The organism is Vibrio sp. J1-1 (genome assembly GCF_021728395.1).
Taxonomy (GTDB): domain Bacteria; phylum Pseudomonadota; class Gammaproteobacteria; order Enterobacterales; family Vibrionaceae; genus Vibrio.
Map to the genome: position 1 here is coordinate 49,384 of NZ_JAKKCM010000001.1, position 20,861 is coordinate 70,244.

The following is a 20,861-nucleotide window of genomic DNA, read 5'->3' on the forward strand; positions in this document are numbered from 1 at the left end:
ACAACGCCCGAACTGAAGCTCGGGCGCTGTTGTATATAAAACAGGGCTTCGATTACTCAGCGAGAGCCAGAGCGTCACATTTCGATGCACAGATAAAGTCGTTCTTGTGTAGCCCTTTTATCGAGTGACTCCACCAAGTCACAGTCACTTTACCCCACTCCAGCAAGATCGACGGATGATGAAATTCATCTTCAGCCAGTTCAGCTACTTCATTACTAAACGCCCAAGCCTGCTTAAAATTTTTAAACTTATACACTTTTTCTAACTGAGGAATCCCCTCTCTTTCAACAATCTGCCAATCAGTAAGTTGTAACAGCAGTGACTGTCGCTCCTCGTTACTCAGTGCAATGGCATCAAGACTACAAGCTTCGCATTTTTGTTCATTCAACATGAGCAGGTTCCTTTGGTTCAAATAATGGTGGCAACAATCCGGCCCCAATAGCCATATCGGCTTGTTTTAATAGGTTTAATTGACTGATTTGATAAAGCTGTGAAAAATCGTCTATTACATAGTATTTCGGTTGCATGATATCGATGCGATAAGGTGTTCTCAGGACGGTTTGTAAATCAAAACCCTCACGAATCGCATCATCACTTTCAAGCGAATAGATAGTTTCGCCCGGAGAAGAGAGAATACCGCCACCATAAATCTTGGTCTGATCGCCTTCTTTGACTAGGCCGAACTCGACGGTAAACCAATATAATCGAGCAAGATAAGCTCTCTGCTTCGGAGTCGCAGCTTGACCCAACTGCCCATAGTGCTCCGTAAACGCGGCGAAATCTGGGTTGGTCAGCATGGCACAGTGGCCAAATATCTCATGGAAGAAGTCTGGCTCTTGCAAATAGTCAAACTCTTCACGACTACGCAGAAACGTCGCCACTGGAAAGCGTTTATTCCCTAATAAATTGAAAAACCGGTCGAAATCGATAAGCGCAGGAACAGGCTCAACTTGCCATCCCGTCGTCTCCATCAGTACGCGATTAATCTCAGGAATCTGTGGGACATGATCCTCGGGTAAATCGAGCAGTGTCAAACCATGCAAATAAGCCTGACAAGCACGGTTTTGAATCACACTCATCTGTCTCGCAACTAAGTCGCGCCAAATCGCATCTTCTTCGAGGCTCCATTCCACCCTTCCATCCTGGTCAACAGGCTTAGAATGATATTGAGTCATGACCTTTCTCCATTAACAAATCCTTTACATTAAGCCTATCCGTACTCCTTACTGCTTCCAATCCCTAAACCATTTTCGCCCTCTCATTCTAGTGTAATAAATTATTTACATTCACACGTAAGACTATGATATTGCTAACATCAAATACTTCAGTGCAAGTTTGACATTGTTAGCGATTGCTTTCAGACTTAATGTGTTATCAGCTTGTTATAGAAGGAACCTATGCGCGAGTACAACAAATTATGGCAACCGAGCGAGAGCCGCATCGAACAAGCCAATATCACCCAGTTTATTGACCACATAAACAGACAAGGGAATGACATAAAAAGCTATGCCGAACTGCATCAATGGTCACTGGATCATTCCGAACAGTTTTGGCGAGAAGTTTGGCTGTTTTGTGATGTGATTGGAAACTCGGGTGAAACAGTAAAATGCCAAGCTGAGAGTAAATGGCAGCAGCCGGTTCCCAACCGCGACGCAAGCTGGTTTCCTGATGCCCAAATTAATTATGCGGAAAACCTTCTTAGTTTTGCGTATCACAACCCCAATGATATTGCGATTTGGTTCGAAAACGAGCGCGGAGAGCGACAAACTTATACATGGCAAGCGCTCTGTGATGAAGTGTCTAGCATACAGCGATGGCTGCAAGATTGTGGTGTCAAAAAAGGCGATGTTGTTGCTGGATACCTGCCCTACCTGCCTCAAACCGTGATTGCAATGCTAGCGACGACCAGTCTTGGTGCGACTTGGACTGCCACGTCCCCAGACTTTGGCATAGACAGCGTCTTGGAACGCTTCGGTCAAGTAAAACCTAAAGTGCTGTTCACTTGCGATGGTTACACATTTAACGGCAAAGTGTTCGATATGACGGATAAAAACCATCATATCTCCGATCATTTAGATGGACTCAAGCACGTTTGCCAGATCAACTATCTAAATCCTCGTAGCTACGAATGTGATGTTTGTACCCAAGATTGGCAATACATTTTAAATCAATATCCTTCACAACCTGTTACTTATACACGTATCAACTTTAATGACCCGCTATTCATACTCTACTCTTCAGGCACAACTGGAAAACCGAAGTGTATCGTACATTCTGTTGGGGGAACCCTGCTCAACCACGTTAAAGAGCATCAACTTCATTGCGATATTCAGCCTGAAGATCGCGTGTTTTATTACACCACCTGTGGATGGATGATGTGGAACTGGCATGTTTCCTCCTTAGCAAGCGGCGCGTGTCTAGTCATTTTTGATGGCAGCCCGATGTACCCTAATCACAAGGTATTGTGGAACCTGGCTAAAAACGCTGAAGTCTCACTTTTTGGTACGTCGGCAAAATACCTGGAAGCGATGGAGAAAGCGGGCTATTCCAATCAAAGCAGCGACCCGTACCCATCACTGAAGACTATATGTTCAACAGGCTCCGTGCTTTATCCCGAGCAATTTGATTACGTTTATCAACATCTGAAAAAGGATGTGCATTTAGCCTCCATTTCTGGTGGTACCGATATCTGTGGTTGTTTCGTGTTGGGTAATCCTATCTCTCCGGTTTACCGTGGTGAATGTCAGTGTGCGGGTTTGGGCGTGGATACAAGAGTATTCAATCCACAAGGGCAAGATATTGTTGGTAAACGAGGTGAGTTAGTGTGTGCCAATTCAATACCGAATTTCCCAGTTAAATTCTGGGATGACACCGGCGAGCGTTACCATAGAGCGTACTGGGACAAATTCGATAATGTTTGGCATCACGGCGACGATGTAGAAAGAAATGCTTCAACGGGTGGTTATGTATTCTATGGACGCAGTGACACAACGTTAAATCCCGGAGGAGTAAGAATAGGCACGGCAGAAATTTACCAGCAGGTTAATTCGATAGAAGGTATTGTCGATTCAATCGCCGTCGGAAAAGAAGTGGATAGAAACGAGCAGATATGGCTGTTTGTTCAGTTAGCGAGTAGCAACACATTAAACGATGACATGATTGCGAAAATCAAAGCTCAGCTCAAGTCTGCCTGCTCAGCAAGGCACGTGCCTAGTGAAATTTTTGCTATTAGTGACATACCGAAAACCAGATCGGGAAAATTAGTCGAACTTGCAGTTAAACAAGTGATCAATGGCAGAGACGTGGAAAACATCGGCGCCATAGCAAACGCACAAGTTTTAGATGAGATAAAAAAGCTCGTGTCAGCCTAATTGAATCTTGAGACGAAAGTTGTAAGCAAATAAAAAGCGAGCTCCGATGCTCGCTTTTTGATGTTCTTATCGCGGTCTAGCGACGACCAACACCCATTAGCACAGACATTGTTTTGCCATCTGACGTAATTTCAAATACCGACTTTGTCTCTACGTCAGTAAAACCCGCTTTAACGAGAGCAGATTGTGATTTCGCTACAGTAAAGCCGTCTTGCCCTGAGTCTGCGACAAAATCAAAATGAACGAAATAACCACCCTGGTTAAGTAATGAATGCGAAATGCTTAATGCTGAACCTGCATCATCTAAAAATGCTAAAACTGATGATGCAACGACTAGATCAAATTGCCCACGAAAAGCAGGGTGCTGCGCAGCAAGACCTCGAGATAAGGTGTCAACAACTGGCTCTACATTCGCCAGTTCTTTTTTATCTAACTCTTCGATCATCTCTTCAGATGCATCTAGTGCCACGATATCTTTAACCATTGGGGACAATAACTGGCTTAATTGCCCGGTTCCGCATCCAAAATCTAGTACTTTAATGCCATCAAGCTGAGTTAACTGTTGTAACTGTTCAAACACTGACTGAGCAAATTGCGAGGTTGCGGGATTTGATTCCCAACTCTTTGCTAAGTCGTCCCAATCTTGTGCCATCGTGGCCTCCATGTTCACTTCTGATATCTCACATCTCACCGTGTGACGCCGAAAGTGTTTTAGTTACGAAGAGAACGATTCTATTCTCTATTACAAAGCGCAAAACACTTTTAGCGTGACACAAGAAGTCTCACCTTGGCTAACTTCCTTTTAGCGTCAACACTTATATCAACGCATACTTGGTATAGGGTACCCCAAAACCACAAAAAGACCATAGACTTATCTGGCGAAATTATGTTTTTTTCGTTAACCTTTCACAGCTTTGGGAATCGTTCTCTATCGTATCCCTATTGATTTCAAATTACTTTTCGGTTGTGTCAAATCATGAACTTAACGCAAGTAGAAGCTTTCTGTACTATCGCTGATTGTGGGTCTGTATCCGAAGCTGCACGGCAGTTGGACTGTAACCGAACCAAACTCAGTATGTCGATCAAAGCGTTGGAAAAGGATCTCGATGTCGAGTTATTCACCCGAACGGGCAACCAACTCACGTTGTCTGAAGCCGGAAAAGCCATTTACAAAGACTGTGAATACCTTTTAGTGATAGCGCAACGCATTCGTAAAACTTGCGGCCAGATCTCTGAGGGTTTCAATGCAGAAGTATGGGTTGCCCGAGATGACTCCCTACCCGACGATTTGTGGCAAGACCTATCACACAAGCTGAACAACCGTTTCCCTTCAACCACGTTTAACATCATCCTCGCATCAAGTGGTGACTTAGCCAACCTAGTGAGCACTCATCAAGTGGACTTTGCCTTTGGTGTTGATTACGAGCGAGTCGACGATCCACATATCGTCTATAACCCATTAGGTAAAATACGCATGATGTCAGTGTGTAGCGCCGATCACCGATTAAGCAAAATGCGTCGCGTCTCTGATGAAGAGCTGCGCAGCCAAATGCAAGCTCTGATGGTTTACTTAAATGAGAAAGACAACCCAGAGTTACAGCCTTTCTCAACACGCTACATCGGCTTCTCAAGTTTTGATTACATGTTGAGCACTATCTTAGAAGAGGATGCGTGGGGCGTTTTACCAGAGCCCTTAATTCGCCACTATTTACGTCAACAAAAGTTGGCGGTCATTAAGCACACCTACGGTTTAACACAAGAAGACTACTGTATGTTTTCGACAAATGGTCAAATTGAGCACCCTGCAATGACGTGGCTAGCCGATAAACTGAGCGATTATTTGTTTGACTTCTAAACATCTCGCACTGAGTGTCAACTTTCGTGACAGCATAAATCAATCATATCTCATTGTTTTTATTAAAAAATAAATAAACCCCCTCTTATATGACTGGTTACTGGTCAAATTCTGGTTGCCTAAATAGCCTTATAAGCAAAGAATATAGCGGCATAAAAACTACAAGGTATATTTCATGTGTGTCAGGACAAGCAGAAACGAAAACCATATTTTAACCATTTCAGCCCTTTTAGCTTCAGGCTTCGCTGCTGGTGGTATGGTGCTAGGCTTGCTTGTTGGCTCGATTGTGATCGTTTTTGATGGTGTCTACTCTTTAGTCAGCTTACTGTTAACATTATTGTCACTGGCAGCCTCTTACTACATTAGCAAGCCATCGAAGTCGGTGTTTCCATTTGGTAAAGCGGTACTAGAGCCAATCGTTATTGCGATCAAGGCAACAGTTATTCTGATTGTTGTACTATTTTCTCTTTACTCTGCGATTTCCGCACTGATGACAGGCGGTCGAGAAGTAGACGCATCGATTGCGACAATCTTTGGTGTTGTAAACGTTTTTGGTTGTGGTTATGCATGGTGGTTTATGGCAAAAAGAAGCCGTCGCTACTCATCAGGTCTAATCGAAGCAGAGAAAAAACAATGGCAAATGGACACCTTGTTGAGTGTCGCAGTCACAGTAGGTTTTGTAGCCGCATGGTTAGTGTCCTTGTCTCCATTCGCTCAATACGCCGCTTATGCTGATCCACTGATGATGCTGTTAATGGGCTTCTACTTTTTGAAAGTGCCGTTTGATATGTTGTGTGGCGCATTGCGAGAACTGCTGATGATGACACCAAGCAAAGAGCTATGTCAGGTGGTTGGTAACGATGTACTAGAGATCGAGAAAGTGTCAGACCACCAGCTTAAAGTGGCGGGCATCACCAAAGTTGGGCAAGAGCTACGAGTGAACATTGATCTGCATGTCGACGACGATACTCTGGCATTGGATACGTTAGAGAAGACGCGTAAGCAGCTAACGACACGCTTATCTAAACATAGGTTTAAGCTACAGTTACAGCTAAACGTGGCTTAGTACGCAGTTAAAAAGCTCCCTAATTCGGGAGCTTTTCTGTATTTACCGCTGCGAGATCCTTTTCCACCGCAACTTCACGCTTCTCTTTTGTTACCAGCCAACACAACAGAGAGCCAACCGTTACCATCACCACACCATGCCAAAAGCTCTGGCTCAACGTTACTCCGAGAATGACTGAAGAAAATAGAGCGGAAAATATGGGGGTGAAGTAAGACAGCGTTGCGAGAAATACCATATTTCCGCCAACAATCGCGACGTTCCACAATCCATAGCCTCCCGCCATCAAAGCCGAAGAAGCTAGCAAGTAACCCATTGCAGACCAAGAGAATGTCATCGCTGGTTGATCCGTTAGTAAAAATTTCACCCACAAAGATACGGCAGTGGCGATAAAGAACAGCGTAATTGCATTATGTTTAGACTGTTGCCTTTGAGTAAGGTTGCAGTATACCGCCCAGATCACGGCACCAGCCATGGCCATAAAGTAAACCAACGGGTTGCTATTAATGTTGGTCATTATTTGCTGCAACGATAAGCCGTTATCGCCACTCACTGTCCATGCGACACCAAAGAAAGCAAGAAACACAGCAGGATAAAGCAACCAGTTTGACTTCTTATTACTGCCTAATACAGCAAATAGAACCGTCAACGCTGGCCAGAGGTAATTCACAATAGAGATTTCTATCGCCTGTGCACGCGAGTTGGAATATCCCAGCGCCAAAGCGAGAAAAATCTCATAACAGACAAACAGAGCTCCGCCGAAGATAAGATACTTAGCAGAAAAGTGAGAAAGCCTTGGGAGCCCCACCACCACAATCAGAAAAATTGAGCTGACAGAATACAACATGGCCGCACCACCGACGGGTCCCAGGCTCTCTGTCACCAATCTGGCAATACCCAGTAAACAGCTCCAAGAGAGGATGGCAATACAGCCATAAAGCGTGAATTGAAATTGCGCAGACTTCATTTGACCTACTACTTATAAACGCCAAAGTAGGCTTCAGCTTAACGCAAAACGGTACCGCTTCAACAAACAATGCTATAAAAATCAGTAATGAAATTATTCCGTTACGAGTTTGGAACAAATATAAAATACTTTTTACACATTCTGCTTAACCCCTCTTTAGTCAGCGACTATGATGAAAAGAAGACACAAGTAAAATTGTGGAAAATAATCAGTCTGTATAAATAACGAGCAACAGACAGAATACTCAGACTAAAGGGACTCTCAAATGAAAAAAATCGCAGTTATCTTCAGCGGCTCTGGTGTTTACGACGGAACAGAGTTGCATGAAGCTGTATTAGCACTCCACGCCATTGAGAAAGAGGGCGCAACTTGGCATTGCTTCGCGCCTAATATCGACCAGTTGCATGTCATTAATCATCTGACTGGCGAAGAAATGGATGAAACCAGAAATGTCTTGGTGGAGTCAGCACGTATCGCGCGAGGAAATATTGAAGACGTGGAACGATTACATGTTGAAGATTTCGACGCGTTACTTCTACCTGGTGGCTTTGGTGCAGCGAAAAACTTAACGGACTTTGCTGTATCTGGGGCTGAGTGCTCTATCAACACCCACGTTGCACAAGCCTGCCGTGCATTTGCTCATGCCAACAAACCTGCCGCTTACCTGTGTATCTCCCCTGTCATTATCCCAATGATTTATGAGCAGGGCGTAAAAGGGACGGTGGGTAATGATGAAGCGACATCTGCTGCCTTCAACCAAATGGGTGGTGAACATATTGAATGCCCCGTAGAAGAGTTTGTTTTTGACGAACAACACAAGGTACTTTCTACCCCGGCTTATATGTTAGCCGAAAATATCTCTCAAGCCGCCTCTGGCATCGAAAAGTTAGTATCAAAGCTTATCGAAATCGCATAATTATTGATATATAACTTAAAAACTCACTTCTCATCCTCATTGATAAATCTAATATCAATGAGGGTTTCTTATACTTTAGTCTAATTTAGATATAAATCATCAATAGATCTTCATTATTAACAATTTTTTACGTTACTAGTTTCATATTTAAGCTACGTTATAGTTGTGTTGCACCCACATGCTGTGCAACAAGATCGCTGTCACAATTCCTGCATTGAAACGAGTCTCAGCTGGCTTAGATTGTTTTGTATCAAGTTGGGACCCGAAAAAGGTGTGCGACAGTAATTTCCAATTAATAAAAACCTATAAAGAACGACGGAGCAATCCAATATGACTAGTGCATTTTTTATCCCTACGGTAAACCTAATGGGCGCAGGCTGTCTTAAAGACGCAGCGGACAGTATTCAATCACAAGGCTTTAAAAAAGGGTTGATCGTTACCGATAAAATCCTTAATCAAATCGGTGTGGTTGAGCAGGTTCAAGGCCTTCTTAACGAAAGAAGTGTCGCAACCGTGGTGTTCGATGGCACTCAGCCAAACCCAACGATTAACAACGTTCAAGACGGCTTAGCACTTTTAAAAGAGAACCAGTGTGACTTTGTAATCTCACTTGGCGGTGGCTCACCACACGACTGTGCGAAAGGTATCGCACTCGTAGCAGCAAACGGTGGACACATTTCAGATTACGAAGGCGTTGACCAATCTGCAAAACCAATGCTGCCACTTATCGCGATCAACACGACTGCTGGTACCGCATCAGAAATGACACGCTTCTGTATCATTACCGATGAAGAGCGTCACATTAAGATGGCAATCGTAGATAAACACACAACGCCGCTGATCTCAGTAAACGACGCTGAACTGATGCTCGCAAAACCAGCTTCTCTGACGGCTGCAACCGGTATGGATGCACTGACTCACGCTATTGAAGCTTACGTATCGATTGCAGCCACTCCGATTACTGACGCGGTTGCAATTAAAGCCATTGAACTGATTCAGGCACATCTACGCACGGCAGTGAAAAATGGTGAGAACCTGGAAGCGCGTGAACAAATGGCGTACGCGCAGTTCATGGCAGGCATGGCATTTAACAACGCATCACTTGGTTACGTTCACGCGATGGCGCACCAGCTAGGTGGTTTCTACGACCTGCCACACGGTGTATGTAATGCAATCTTGCTCCCTCATGTACAACGCTACAATGCACAAGTCTGCCCAGAACGTCTGACTGATGTGGCGAAAGCAATGGGCGTCAACGTTGAAGGCATGTCACCAGAGCAAGGTGCTGCAGCTGCTATCGACGCAATAGTGACACTTGCGAAAGACGTTGGTATTCCTGCTGGCATCAAAGAACTTGGTGCGAAGTTAGAAGACATCCCGACCTTGGCTGATAACGCACTAAAAGACGCTTGTGGCTTCACTAACCCAAAACAAGCCACTCATGATGAGATCTCTGCAATATTCGAAGCCGCGATGTAAATCGAATCGGAGTTCACTCAAGTAATGTCGTACAATCCCCGATCTCATGTCGGGGATTTTTACATCTTTATACAAAACATTTTCTGACAAAACTGTCGTTATGGTGTTAATTTTTAGAAACAAACACGCTCTAAATTGGACACAGCTATGAAAACTGTTATCACCACCCTGCTCGTTTGTTTCTCCTTTTCCAGCCACGCTGCCGATTATGAGGCAAAAGAAGTGGCGAACGGATTCAATGTTCCTTGGGGAATAGAATTTATAGATGAGAAACAGGCCGTAGTTAACGAGAAAAACGGTACCATTTCATTGCTGAATGTCGAATCGGGTCAGCGGAAAAAGCTCTATTCTGTCTCCGGCGTCAGTAGCACTGGCCAAGCTGGCTTGCTTGACGTAGCCCTTGCACCAAATTCAGATAAAAGTCGACCAAAGCTATTCTTTACTTATAGTAAGCGAACCAGCAAAGGAAACACGGTTGCTCTCGCAACTGCGACGTTACAAAACAATCAACTGACAGCATGGAAAGATCTGTTTGTTGCTGATGCGATTACTGATACCGGACGACACTTTGGGAGCCGCATAGCGTTTGTCGAAAACAAAGTTTACTTCTCTATAGGGGATCGTGGTGATCGTGATAACGGGCAAAATAGACAAACTCATGCTGGGTCAATTCTGCGTTTAAATCTAGACGGTACCGTCCCTACAGACAATCCTTTCACTGAGTCTGACGTAAAACCTGAGATTTGGAGTTATGGTCATCGCAACCCTCAGGGCTTGTACTATGACCAAGCAACAAATCAGCTTTGGTCAATCGAACACGGCCCAAGAGGTGGTGATGAAATTAACCTGATCAAAAAAGGGACGAACTATGGCTGGGCTAGAGTCTCTCAAGGAAAAGAATATTGGGGGCCGCTTGATGTCGGCGAAGCGAAATCCCTGCAGGGTATGGAAGATCCCAAACTGGTCTATATCCCTTCTATCGCACCAAGTAATTTAGTGTTGTATCGAGGTAACAGATACCCTGACCTAGACGGGAAAATTGTCGCGGGAGCGCTTAAACTTACGCACCTCAATGTGGTTTCTATCGAGAATGGAAAACTGACTGAATATCAACGCCTGATGGACGATCTTGGAGAGCGAATCCGAGACATCACGATCAGTCCCGACGATTATCTCTATTTTTCGACCGACACAGGGAAAATTTTTCGTCTAGAGCAGAAGTGAATCAAATTTAGCCTATAATTAAGCTACTGTTTTAAAATACTTTATATTATGTTCATGAGGTCAGAATGGTCCCTTTCCCATTGGTCGTCGATAAAATTAAAGCCGTTATTTTTGATTTAGATAACACCCTTGTGAGCTCCGATATGAACTTTCAAACTCTGCGCCAGCAACTAGGGTGTCCGAAGTCAGAAGACTTATTAGACTTTGTAGAAAAACTGGAACATCCTCATCATAAAGAGCATGCACACAATGTGATTTTTGATCACGAAATCTCCGATGCCGAACAATCTTCACCAATGACAGGCTGTCATGAACTTCTGGCGTATTTGAACCAAAAAGCAATGAAAACCGCCATCGTGACACGTAATTGCCAAATTGCCACCCAACGTAAGCTTGAGCATAATCAGATAGAAGTTGAGCGAGTGATCACGCGCGAATGCTATCCACCAAAACCCGACCCTTTATCTTTGCAAGTACTAGCAAAAGAGTGGCGATTGATGCCAAATGAAGTGCTTTACGTCGGTGACTACCTATATGACCTACAGGCGGCCTACAATGCACAAATGCCCTCTTGCCTTGTCCACCATGGAAATCTAACTGAGTTCCACTCTTCCGCTTCCCTTGCGGTAAAAGAGCTCACTGATCTGTTGATTTACTTCGAATCGTCTTTGTTAGGACAAAACAGCTAGCCAGCTTTGTAAACGTAAAAAAGAGCACCTCAGTGCTCTTTTGTCTTATTTCCCGATACATTGCCAAGCCTTACTGAAGGTAGGCGTTAAGCATCCACATCAGTTTTTCTTGCTCGCGAATGTAATCGCCCATCAATGCTGCCGTACCTTCATCACCCGCCTCTCCAGCGTTGAATAGAATTTCACGCTGATTAAGCAGAAGGATACCGAAGCCATCAACCAAACCTTTGACGCAGTCGTCACCCGATGTTGCGTTTTGGTGCTCTTTTATTTCGCTTGATTGCAGATAATGGCTGAAAGCATGTGCTGGAGTGTGACCTAATGTCAAAATACGTTCTGCAAGCTCATCAATTTTTAATTGTAGGTCGGTATAGATTTCTTCAAATTTCACATGTAACTCAAAGAACTGATGGCCTTTGATGTTCCAGTGGTAACCGCGAGTATTCATGTACAACACTTGGTAATGGGCAAGTAGTTTATTTAGCTGTTGTGCTAGTTGCTCAGAGTGTTGACGATCTAGACCAATTAGGCTTACTTGTGTGCTCATATCTTGCTCCTGTTGATGTAATTCATATAAGTAGCAGTGCTTTCTGCTGATGGAGTTATATTAGATCTAAGCGTTGGCAAGCGAAATTCGGTTCTGGCTATAGCTTTGATAAGTAAATTCTATAGTTATCCCCATCTGGATAAATGAATGGTCGCATTAAAAGCTGTAGCGAATGTTCGCAAACAATAGTGTAGCGGGTGTCTCACCAAACAAGCTGTCACCTTCACCGGTAAAGCATTGCACTACAGTGAGTAGCTGCCAGTCATTAGCAAGAGAGTAATTGCTCGAAAGACCCGCAAAATAGGAACCGTCATCATAGTAACTTACGGATGCCATCAGGCGATTAAGGGAAGTCAGATCAAAGCTCACATCAGCGTAAAGCGTGTGCCGGGTAAAACTCAGGGTTTTCGCGTTTAGAGGTAAGTTTAGATAGGCTAGTGCGCTGGAAGCGTCAACAGGCTCCGAAATAAATAACCACGCCACACGCCCTAGCCAACTGCGCTTTCCTCCAAAACTGTAGTCGGATTCAAGGCTCCCTACCATAGATGATTGAGTCAGCTCGCCTTGGTATTCCGGTTCTATCGGATCAAACCATGAGAGCTCCCCACGTAAACCCGCTTCGTAGATGTCCGTTGCAAACCCAGCTCCTAGCACAAAGTCCCGGCTTGTGCGCCCAGCAATCACCTGATAGTCCCAGCCCGAATTGTTCGCAAAATAGCGCAACGAGACACTATTCTTATCTGGCGACTCAACTGGTGCGAAAATTAAATCGATGCCATCAGCAAACCCCAGCCTCTTACTCACCATCAGCGCATCTGTACCCGCTCTCTCTTCATAGTCAAAGTCATAAATTGAGTAGGCATTATAGATATCGTTTGGGTTCCAGATCGTATTCATCGACCAATTAACGCGAAACCGACCCGCCATTGCGCTCCATTCTTCCTGACGCCAAGTGATATAGAGCCTATCCAACTGAGTATTGAGGATTACGCTCTCGTCACGCCAGTTTTTGCTCAGGTCAAAGTATCCGTTATCCAATGCAACCAGCTCAGGATATTGGGCAATATCGAGTGAGTCGCCCCACAAAGCACGGTTTCTCATCCCGACATTAATACGCCAGCTTGGTGAAAATCGATATTCAAGGTTGAAGCGATTATGAATCAGGTGATCGAGCGTATTACTGTGATTATCGGCAATATTATAAGTTGCCATGTACTTGATATAACCATCAAAGTCCCATGCTTTTTCAGGCTCGATACCTGGAATCGTGGCGAAAGTTTGCGAGGTTAGAAACAGGAAGCCCAACAAAAAATAGAAACCAACTTTCGTATTCGGCTTTGAACGGCTTGAGCTCCGCCTAGGCATGAGTTCTCTCCGCATGATTACCAATATTGCTGAAATCTCTCGCTAAACGTCCATCTTCAAAAACGATAATTCTATGCGCCCGCTTGATCACTCTGGGGTCATGTGTGGAGAATATGAAAGTCGTGCCCTCTTGCTCACTTAACTGCTCCATAATATCGAGCAGCTCTGCGGTACTTTTTGCATCTAGATTAGCCGTTGGCTCATCCGCCATAACAAAACGAGGTTTGGGCGCGAGTGCACGTGCGACCGCCACACGTTGCTGTTGCCCACCCGACATTTTGCTCGGGCGTTTATGCATTTGCTCAGACAATCCAACCTGCTCAAGTAACGAGGAAGCACGTTCTCGGCACTCTCTTTCGCTCTTTCCCTGCAATTGCATAACAAATTCGACGTTTTCCAGCGCCGTTAACACGGGCAACAAACTGTAATCCTGAAAGATAAAACCGATGTTGTCTCTTCGATACGCGATCAGTTCTTTCTCCGACATACCTGAAATTAGACAACCATCAATTTCCACCCTTCCTGAAGTTGGTGCGTCAATGCCACCAAGCATATTCAGCAGCGTTGTTTTCCCCGAACCTGAGGGCCCCATGATGGCGACAAACTCCCCCTGCTTGATTTCCAAATCGACACTCTTAACGGCATGCACTGGAAAATCACTGTCGGGGTTGTAGGTTTTGGTTAAATGTTCGAGTTTAATCGTCATCAAGTTTTCTCCGCCATGGCATCCACAGGTCTCTGCTTAAGTATTTGTCGCGCCGGATACCAAGCGGCAAGCAGGCTCGCAACAAAAATCGCCACAATGATCATCTGGTATTCATAAAAAGACACTCTTGGGAACAGTAAAGTATCTACACCGTAAGCGCCTAACCCATCGGCAAGACCACTGAGCGACAACCCCGTAATACTCAAAACCTTCAGCATGATCGCACTGCCAATCAATCCAAACGTACAACCTGACAACCCCAAAAATAGCGTCTCTAAGATTATCAATACGCGGATTTTGTGTTGCTGCATACCGACAGCCATCAGAACGCCAAACTCTCTGGTACGCTCGAATACCGACATCAGCATAATATTGATAATGCCCAGCGTCATCGCCAAGACAAACACCACCAGCATGACCTGATTAGATATATCCATTGAACTCATCATCGTAGCGAGTAAGGGTTGGACTTCTTCCCATTTCCTAACCACTAAATGATCTTTCGTCGTATTAGTCAGGAGCGTCTGAGTAAACCTTTTTGTTTTTACTAAAGTGTCGTCATCATTCGAGTTTAGGAGAATGGAAATTTCGTGCGCGCCCTTTAACCCTGCTATTTTTTCCAAATCCGCTTTGCGCACATAGGTGTTGCCATCATCAAAGGTCGTGGACGGTGTTTTGAATATACCCTTTACCCGAAAAGCCGCACCAGAGACTTCACCATTGATATCCGAAAGCGTCAAAATCACTTTGGAGCCAACACGCAGATTTAATCGCTTTGCGGTTTTCTGGGAAACTAAAATAGGATTTCTACCCTCTTCATCCAGCCATTGCCCCTGCTGTATATGCTGAGCCAATGGCGTGATCTGCTGCTCTTGTATAATGTCGATACCATTGATGCGAATTCCGCGTGTGCTGCGAGCGGAGGCGATCATTCCATCCACAAGAAAACGTTCGGACACGGCTTTCACTTGTTGCTGATTGGCTAAGGCTGTCGCGATGATATGAGCGTCTGGAATGGTCTGTTCCAGTTCTGGGTTAACTAGATACTGGTCTTTATGGATCTGTAAGTGGCTGGTTTGCCATGAAATCGCATTTTTTATCATGCTATCAACCAAGCCGTTCATAAACCCAATCATCGCAACCACACCCATCAGACCAAACACCATGGCGCCTATCATGATTGACGTTCTGAGCTTGTTCCTCCACAGATTGCGCCACGCTAATTTAATCAACATGCGAACCTCCTTTGAGACCACTTGCGATAGGGAGGCGTAATAGGCGCACCATAGGATATAGAAGACACAACAAGAGGATAAAGAGCACCACCGAGATTTGAGTCAATGCTAAATAAGGATCGAGCGAAACAGGTACAATTGGCTCGAATCCAGTTTCTAGCATCACCTCAGCAGCCTCTCCGGTAATTTCAATCGGGTTAAAGTAAAAGTAAACCAATACCGGCGCACTGATCATCAAACCAAGCAGTACACCAATGAATGAAACAAACAGCGATTCAATCACCAGCAATGAAATCAGTTTGCCTCTCAGCATCCCAGTTGCAAGCATAACTGCAAACTCACGCTGTCTTTCTAACGTTGTCATCAGAATAGTGGCAAACAGACCAAAGCCAACAATGCCGTATAGGATATAAATTAAAAATATGCCTCCAGCTTTGTCGAGTGCAATCTGTTGCGAAAGCTCAGGTGATAGCGCTTGCCAGTCTTTCACCGCGACGTCCCTACCATAATCTCGGCGCAGTTGATCGACGACACTCGATATACCGCGCAAGTTTTCGGTATTGAGAACCCACGCCGTAACTTGTTTATCCAATGAATACAACGCCTGAGCTGTATCAAGGGGCATGTATACCAATTGAGAATCGAATTGCTGTAGCGGGAAATTCAAAATACCTGCGACGCGATACAATCCCGCTGCGGTTTGTCCGTGATAGCCCATACCATACAAGACCAATTCATCGCCAACGTCTAAATGGAGGTACTGGGCCAACCGTCCCCCCACAAGCACTGCACTTTCTCCCGGAGCGATGTAAGTCCCTTTGACTATTTTGTCACTGATTCTGGAATAGTTGTCTTCGGCTTCTGGATCTATACCCAACACCAAAGCACCTTTTGAATGTTCGTCTTTAGCGGCAAGAGCAAACGACTCAACTCTTGGCAGAACAACATCAATGTTTGGGTTATCTTTCACAGAAGAGATAAAGGTCTCGGTTTGTGGCAAAACATCATCAATACTCGAAGTATCACTGAACGCCGGATTTTGTAACTGGATCAGCCCGGTATAAAACTTGGCCGCATTTTTTATATTAGAAGTGTAACTCCCCTCTTGAAAAGAACGGGTTATCAGGGAAAGGAAAAGCACCAAAGCCAATGCTGTGGCCGTCAGTAACGTCCGCCGTTTTTGCCGCCATAAATTACGCCAAGCGAGTTTAATCAGCATATGCAATTGCCTTCCCTAGTCATGACACACGACTTAATCCCGCAGTAACTTCATTTGCTGTTGAGAGAAAAAGTCATCGTCAATTTTAAAGTCGAACTGAGCTTGGTGTGTGGTAAGCACTGTTTTGTTGCCCGGCTTATCTATTGGATGCATTTCCAGCCGGGTAGCAACCTTTCTTCCACCTAAGGTTTTAATGTCAAATGTCGTCATGACATTGACCAGCTCATCAAACTCGTCATAAAACTCGATTTTGCGCTGTAAGTAAGTCGACTGAGAAATCCACAGTGTGACTTTATTCCAGACAACTGGCGCGTCAGGCTTAGCTAAGGCATCAATTCGCCAAACCTTATCTCCGTCAAAGGTTTCCTCTCCGAGTAGAGTATGTTGGTAATCTACAACGATAGAGGACTGGTTAATGAGGTCGTCATTAGTGAAATCAGACCCCATCCATGACTGGCTCAACATCGATGGCGCAATCTTTATAATTCGTTCAATGCTTGGTACCCAGTTCCACATCTCTCTATAGCGCTTGAGTGACGCACTGCCTTTATCTTTTGCCGGGGCGGTCACCAACACTAAGGAGAGTTTGGTCCCTTTAGTCCAGCTCTTCATCGTCATTGAGCGACGCCAGTCTGGCCGGATAATTTCCATCGTCGCTTCACTGTAGCTGGATTCACCTCGCATGGTTTGATCCGACTTCTGGACGATCTCAAACGCAGTCGCCGCAAAAGCCAGTGGTGAAGAGATGACATATAGAAGAATCACAAACGCTCTAAACATAATACTCCTCTTACTCAAGCTGGCTTTACGTCGACAACAGAAATGACAATAAAAACATGAAATTCAATTGAGTATAGCAAGGAACTCATTGTGCTTAGGTGATGTGAGGTAGAAAAAAGCAGGTGTGTGATGTGTAGTCAAACTGGCGGGAAAATTAAAAAACTAAAATGAGATCCCACAAGCATCAACAATCATAGAAAGTCGAAGCCTGTACCTTAAGAATGGGTTATTTAGTTAAAGAAAAAGCCCTATTCAAAATCCACATAGGGAGAACTTTGAATAGGGCTCTTTGCCTCTATGCTTCATTTTCCGACTGAAGCTGCCTTTACCTTTTTTCGCGTTAACGATTCTCGTTTTAAACAACTGACTCGTAACAACCGCTTTAAGCGCATTATCTTTAATTTTACCTCTGCCAAATTCAGTATCATGTTGAAATTCAATCGACTGAGGACTAGCTTTTAACTTTGCCATAAATCCTCCTTAATGGTCGGGCCAGATTGGACAATAATTAGAAAAATAAGTCAATTTAATTGAGTAAAATAAAATTTATGCTTAAAAATTTCACAGCGACGTCATTTAATTGAAAATTACTCTAAAACTAGACAATTAAATAGTGACTGCATACAAATATTTTCCCTTAAAGTACTAATATCTGTTGACTCTTATCGTATTTAACCTAGACTCAAACACGGCTAGAAAGAAAGTTCTTTGTTTTCACATTTCGTTGGATGTCTTGTAACTCCGTCGTCCTGTGGTACGCAATAGCAATTTATTTTTCCACGCTATAAGCGCCGTTGAGGCGAAAGATTACACAAATTTAGATATTTAGGAAAAGAGACATGTCTAACACAGCTACTGGCACAGTTAAGTGGTTCAACGAAACTAAAGGCTTTGGTTTCATTCAACAAGAAAACGGTCCTGACGTTTTTGCTCACTTCTCTGCAATCACTGGTGACGGCTTCCGTACTCTAGTTGAAGGCCAGAAAGTAGAATTTGTTATCTCTCAAGGTCAAAAAGGCCCTCAAGCAGAGCAAATCAAAGTACTTTAATTCTTAAAGAATTTGATACTGTAGCCAGCTTTTAAGCTGGCTATTTTTTTATCTATAACTAATTTTTCTCTCCGGTCACTGATAACAACATGGCGCTAAAACCAACCATTTACAAGTTCCGTATCGATATTTCCGATATGAACAACGATTATTATAATTCCAAGAAACTCACCATCGCTCTCCATCCTTCAGAAAAACCACAACGTATGTTGGCTCGCGTCTTAGCATATTGTCTCAATGCGACGAGCGACCTGGAATTTACAAAAGGGCTGTCAACCATTGAAGAACCTGATCTATGGCACATCGCAGACGACCAGAGTATCACTCACTGGATTGAGATCGGTGAGCCCGACGCAGATCGAATCAAAAAAGCCACTCGCCTTTCCAAACAAGTAAAAGTCTACAGCTATAACACTAAAGCTTCGGTATGGTGGGAGAAAGTATCGGGCAAGTTTTCAATGCTTCCGGTAAATGTAGAAAGTTTTGACTACGACTCTATTGACACAATTTGTCAGCACCTTGACCGTGGCGCAAACCTTTCTGTTATGATCACTGGTACGTCTATATTTGTTGATATTAACGATCAACACATCGAAGTAACGGTGAGGGAACTGCAAAGTCATGACGCCACTTAATACACTGTTTCAAGAGATGGGATTCGAAACGATTCCCTTTGTAACCGAACATAAGGCGGCAAAGAAACGTTGGCTGGACGAACAAAGCGCACTGTTCGCTAGAGTGTGTGAGAATAAGCCATCAACAGCCCCGGCACTTCATCTGCTGGGCTTGCTGACTAAATCTCACATTGAAGCCAGTGCGATCTATGAACAAAACGCGCACGCTAGCCAACAAATGCAGATAGCGATCAATGAGTCAGTGGGTGATGAACACGCCAGTAAGTTCACCAATCAATCTGTTGAAGACCTGATTCTCATTACCCATCTTTGGCTTTATACGCAAGGGTATCTGAATATGGATTTCAGCCTGGCTCACGATCATGCAGAGCAAACTCAGAACAAGCTCCACCATGAATTGGTGATACAGCGTATTGATATAGATGCGTTTAGGACCGAGCTGTTGCGTAGCTTTTATTTGGGACGAGAAGCAAATCCAGCCAAAAGCGGCGGCTTTTTAGGTTGGTTAAAACGACTATTTTCCATATAAAAAGCATGGTTTTATCTACAGTAAACAACTGATAGACTGCGTCTCCGGTGCGACACTTGTCGTAATTGTATTCGTAAAGGACACTCCTCCTTTGAACATCAGGGACTCATTATGAAGTTTATTCGTTGGTTTTTGGGAAAAATCATATTATTGCTTAACGCTGTTTTTTCACCTCGTGGAATCAAGCGCGATGCTAATGAACAAATGAGCGTTGACAACAAAGCGAAGCAATATGCGCTTTATCAGTTTGAAGCTTGTCCTTTCTGCGTAAAAGTTCGTCGTGCAATGAAACGACAATCGGTAAACATCGAATTACGAGATGCGAAGAATGACCCTGCTCATCGCCAAGAACTTGAGCAAGGTGGTGGTAGAATTAAGGTTCCTTGTCTTCGAATCGAAAAAGATGGTGAGACCCAGTGGCTCTACGAGTCGTCGGACATCGTCGCACATATTGAAAAAGAATTTGCCTAGTTCCCCCTAAGAACATTGGCGGATGTAAAGAGGCACCTGTTTGGTGCCTCTTTTCTTATGTATCCTGAAAATTGCTACTATTGGTATTAATCGCTGACGATCAACATAAGTTCCACACGTCGATTACATGCTTTACCACTGTCGGTAGCATTACTGCACTGGGGAGTATGCTCACCAAACCCACGTGAGAAAACGCGCTGGCGAGGAATACTGGTCTCCAACAACTGCTTTTCAACTTCGCGAGCTCTTCGTTCAGATAATGTGTCATTAAAGCTTGCCGCTCCGGTGCTGTCTGCATGCCCATCGATGACAACATCAACATCCGAGCGCCCCGACAGATAGTGACCAAGACTTCTCAACCAGCCTTGGTATTGTGTGGATAATTGCGCAGAACCAGTCTGAAAGTGAACTTGATCTTTTAAGCGTACCATCAAGTGTCCTCCACTGATGGTTTCATGGGCAATATTGTGCCGATCTAAAAACATTTCCAGTGAGGTCTTGGAGTATGATTCGTCCACAGCGGCGTTCGTAGTCGGCTGAGCAGGAATGTTCATGACACTCGATGAATCACCATACCCCCATTCTGGGTGTCTTAGCTCTGTGCTCGTCTTAGGGGCTGTATCTAACATGTTCCCACCAGGCAGCATGTCTTGACTGATGGTGCCGCACCCTCCAAGAAAGCTACAAACAATTAAAAACCACTGCTTCATACCGCTCCCAACTTAGAAAAACTGTTACTTACTGTGTCGACTCAATACGCG

22 protein-coding genes and 1 pseudogene are annotated in these 20,861 nt (G+C 44.3%); 11 read left to right on the forward strand and 12 right to left on the reverse strand.

Annotated features, from left to right (window positions below; genetic code table 11):
• Positions 1 to 52 precede the first annotated feature (52 nt).
• Both L3V31_RS00210 and phhA read right to left on the reverse strand, forming a co-directional pair.
• Complete coding sequence (locus tag L3V31_RS00210) at positions 53 to 391, reverse strand: 4a-hydroxytetrahydrobiopterin dehydratase (protein ID WP_237313623.1); 339 nt, start codon at positions 389 to 391, stop codon at positions 53 to 55.
• Complete coding sequence (gene phhA, locus L3V31_RS00215) at positions 381 to 1,175, reverse strand: phenylalanine 4-monooxygenase (RefSeq protein WP_237313625.1); 795 nt, start codon at positions 1,173 to 1,175, stop codon at positions 381 to 383. The genes L3V31_RS00210 and phhA overlap by 11 nt, the downstream gene beginning before the upstream one ends.
• A gap of 222 nt (positions 1,176 to 1,397) precedes the next feature.
• On the opposite strand from phhA, the gene L3V31_RS00220 reads away from it, so the two are divergent.
• On the forward strand, positions 1,398 to 3,371 hold the full coding sequence (locus L3V31_RS00220) for an acetoacetate--CoA ligase (protein ID WP_237313627.1): 1,974 nt from the start codon (positions 1,398 to 1,400) through the stop codon (positions 3,369 to 3,371).
• Positions 3,372 to 3,447: 76 nt separating this feature from the next.
• Here the strand turns inward: L3V31_RS00220 and L3V31_RS00225 are convergent, their stop codons facing one another.
• Positions 3,448 to 4,062 (reverse strand): methyltransferase domain-containing protein, encoded by a 615-nt coding sequence (locus L3V31_RS00225; protein WP_346014836.1) that lies wholly within the window; start codon positions 4,060 to 4,062, stop codon positions 3,448 to 3,450.
• Between the two features lie 285 nt (positions 4,063 to 4,347).
• Here L3V31_RS00225 and L3V31_RS00230 point away from each other — a divergent pair, with 285 nt between their 5' ends.
• Both L3V31_RS00230 and L3V31_RS00235 read left to right on the forward strand, forming a co-directional pair.
• On the forward strand, positions 4,348 to 5,226 hold the full coding sequence (locus L3V31_RS00230) for a LysR family transcriptional regulator (RefSeq protein WP_237313631.1): 879 nt from the start codon (positions 4,348 to 4,350) through the stop codon (positions 5,224 to 5,226).
• A 175-nt stretch (positions 5,227 to 5,401) separates the two neighbouring features.
• On the forward strand, positions 5,402 to 6,292 hold the full coding sequence (locus L3V31_RS00235; RefSeq protein ID WP_237313634.1) for a cation diffusion facilitator family transporter: 891 nt from the start codon (positions 5,402 to 5,404) through the stop codon (positions 6,290 to 6,292).
• A 19-nt stretch (positions 6,293 to 6,311) separates the two neighbouring features.
• On the opposite strand, the gene yddG is transcribed toward L3V31_RS00235, so the two are convergent.
• Complete coding sequence (yddG, locus tag L3V31_RS00240; protein ID WP_237313636.1) at positions 6,312 to 7,256, reverse strand: aromatic amino acid DMT transporter YddG; 945 nt, start codon at positions 7,254 to 7,256, stop codon at positions 6,312 to 6,314.
• 265 nt (positions 7,257 to 7,521) lie between these two features.
• Here yddG and elbB point away from each other — a divergent pair, with 265 nt between their 5' ends.
• The 4 genes from elbB to L3V31_RS00260 all read left to right on the forward strand — a co-directional run bounded on the left by elbB (position 7,522) and on the right by L3V31_RS00260 (position 11,564).
• Positions 7,522 to 8,172: an isoprenoid biosynthesis glyoxalase ElbB gene (gene elbB / locus L3V31_RS00245; RefSeq protein ID WP_237313638.1), complete on the forward strand. Its 651-nt coding sequence runs from the start codon at positions 7,522 to 7,524 to the stop codon at positions 8,170 to 8,172.
• 330 nt (positions 8,173 to 8,502) lie between these two features.
• Complete coding sequence (gene yiaY / locus L3V31_RS00250; RefSeq protein WP_237313640.1) at positions 8,503 to 9,651, forward strand: L-threonine dehydrogenase; 1,149 nt, start codon at positions 8,503 to 8,505, stop codon at positions 9,649 to 9,651.
• 147 nt (positions 9,652 to 9,798) lie between these two features.
• A complete protein-coding gene (locus tag L3V31_RS00255) occupies positions 9,799 to 10,875 on the forward strand; it encodes a PQQ-dependent sugar dehydrogenase (RefSeq protein WP_237313642.1) in 1,077 nt (358 codons plus the stop codon).
• Between the two features lie 65 nt (positions 10,876 to 10,940).
• Positions 10,941 to 11,564: an HAD family hydrolase gene (locus L3V31_RS00260; RefSeq protein ID WP_237313644.1), complete on the forward strand. Its 624-nt coding sequence runs from the start codon at positions 10,941 to 10,943 to the stop codon at positions 11,562 to 11,564.
• Between the two features lie 70 nt (positions 11,565 to 11,634).
• On the opposite strand, the gene L3V31_RS00265 is transcribed toward L3V31_RS00260, so the two are convergent.
• The 7 genes and pseudogenes from L3V31_RS00265 to L3V31_RS00295 all read right to left on the reverse strand — a co-directional run bounded on the left by L3V31_RS00265 (position 11,635) and on the right by L3V31_RS00295 (position 17,887).
• A complete protein-coding gene (locus L3V31_RS00265) occupies positions 11,635 to 12,111 on the reverse strand; it encodes a Dps family protein (RefSeq protein WP_237313646.1) in 477 nt (158 codons plus the stop codon).
• Between the two features lie 156 nt (positions 12,112 to 12,267).
• Positions 12,268 to 13,476 carry a hypothetical protein gene (locus tag L3V31_RS00270; protein WP_237313648.1) on the reverse strand — a complete coding sequence of 403 codons (1,209 nt, stop codon included), beginning with the start codon at positions 13,474 to 13,476 and terminating at the stop codon, positions 12,268 to 12,270.
• Positions 13,469 to 14,182, reverse strand: a complete 714-nt coding sequence (locus L3V31_RS00275; protein ID WP_237313650.1) for an ABC transporter ATP-binding protein — start codon at positions 14,180 to 14,182, stop codon at positions 13,469 to 13,471. The genes L3V31_RS00270 and L3V31_RS00275 overlap by 8 nt, the downstream gene beginning before the upstream one ends.
• The gene (locus tag L3V31_RS00280; protein ID WP_237313652.1) at positions 14,182 to 15,417 is read right to left on the reverse strand and encodes an FtsX-like permease family protein; all 1,236 of its coding nucleotides are present in this window, start codon (positions 15,415 to 15,417) and stop codon (positions 14,182 to 14,184) included. The genes L3V31_RS00275 and L3V31_RS00280 overlap by 1 nt, the downstream gene beginning before the upstream one ends.
• The gene (locus tag L3V31_RS00285) at positions 15,407 to 16,636 is read right to left on the reverse strand and encodes an FtsX-like permease family protein (protein ID WP_237313654.1); all 1,230 of its coding nucleotides are present in this window, start codon (positions 16,634 to 16,636) and stop codon (positions 15,407 to 15,409) included. The genes L3V31_RS00280 and L3V31_RS00285 overlap by 11 nt, the downstream gene beginning before the upstream one ends.
• Positions 16,637 to 16,669: 33 nt before the next feature.
• Positions 16,670 to 17,416: an outer membrane lipoprotein-sorting protein gene (locus L3V31_RS00290; RefSeq protein WP_237313655.1), complete on the reverse strand. Its 747-nt coding sequence runs from the start codon at positions 17,414 to 17,416 to the stop codon at positions 16,670 to 16,672.
• Between the two features lie 226 nt (positions 17,417 to 17,642).
• Positions 17,643 to 17,887, reverse strand: a pseudogene (locus tag L3V31_RS00295) (ribosome alternative rescue factor ArfA).
• Positions 17,888 to 18,255: 368 nt separating this feature from the next.
• Here L3V31_RS00295 and L3V31_RS00300 point away from each other — a divergent pair.
• From L3V31_RS00300 to L3V31_RS00315, 4 genes are all read left to right on the forward strand, one after another.
• Positions 18,256 to 18,465 (forward strand): cold-shock protein, encoded by a 210-nt coding sequence (locus tag L3V31_RS00300; protein ID WP_005375625.1) that lies wholly within the window; start codon positions 18,256 to 18,258, stop codon positions 18,463 to 18,465.
• 89 nt (positions 18,466 to 18,554) lie between these two features.
• The gene (locus tag L3V31_RS00305) at positions 18,555 to 19,100 is read left to right on the forward strand and encodes a YaeQ family protein (protein WP_237313657.1); all 546 of its coding nucleotides are present in this window, start codon (positions 18,555 to 18,557) and stop codon (positions 19,098 to 19,100) included.
• On the forward strand, positions 19,087 to 19,629 hold the full coding sequence (locus L3V31_RS00310; RefSeq protein WP_237313659.1) for a hypothetical protein: 543 nt from the start codon (positions 19,087 to 19,089) through the stop codon (positions 19,627 to 19,629). The genes L3V31_RS00305 and L3V31_RS00310 overlap by 14 nt, the downstream gene beginning before the upstream one ends.
• Before the next feature lie 111 nt (positions 19,630 to 19,740).
• Complete coding sequence (locus tag L3V31_RS00315) at positions 19,741 to 20,100, forward strand: glutaredoxin (RefSeq protein ID WP_237313661.1); 360 nt, start codon at positions 19,741 to 19,743, stop codon at positions 20,098 to 20,100.
• A gap of 86 nt (positions 20,101 to 20,186) precedes the next feature.
• Here L3V31_RS00315 and L3V31_RS00320 read toward each other — a convergent pair whose 3' ends face one another.
• Complete coding sequence (locus L3V31_RS00320) at positions 20,187 to 20,810, reverse strand: OmpA family protein (RefSeq protein WP_237313663.1); 624 nt, start codon at positions 20,808 to 20,810, stop codon at positions 20,187 to 20,189.
• Between the last annotated feature and the right edge of the window lie 51 nt (positions 20,811 to 20,861).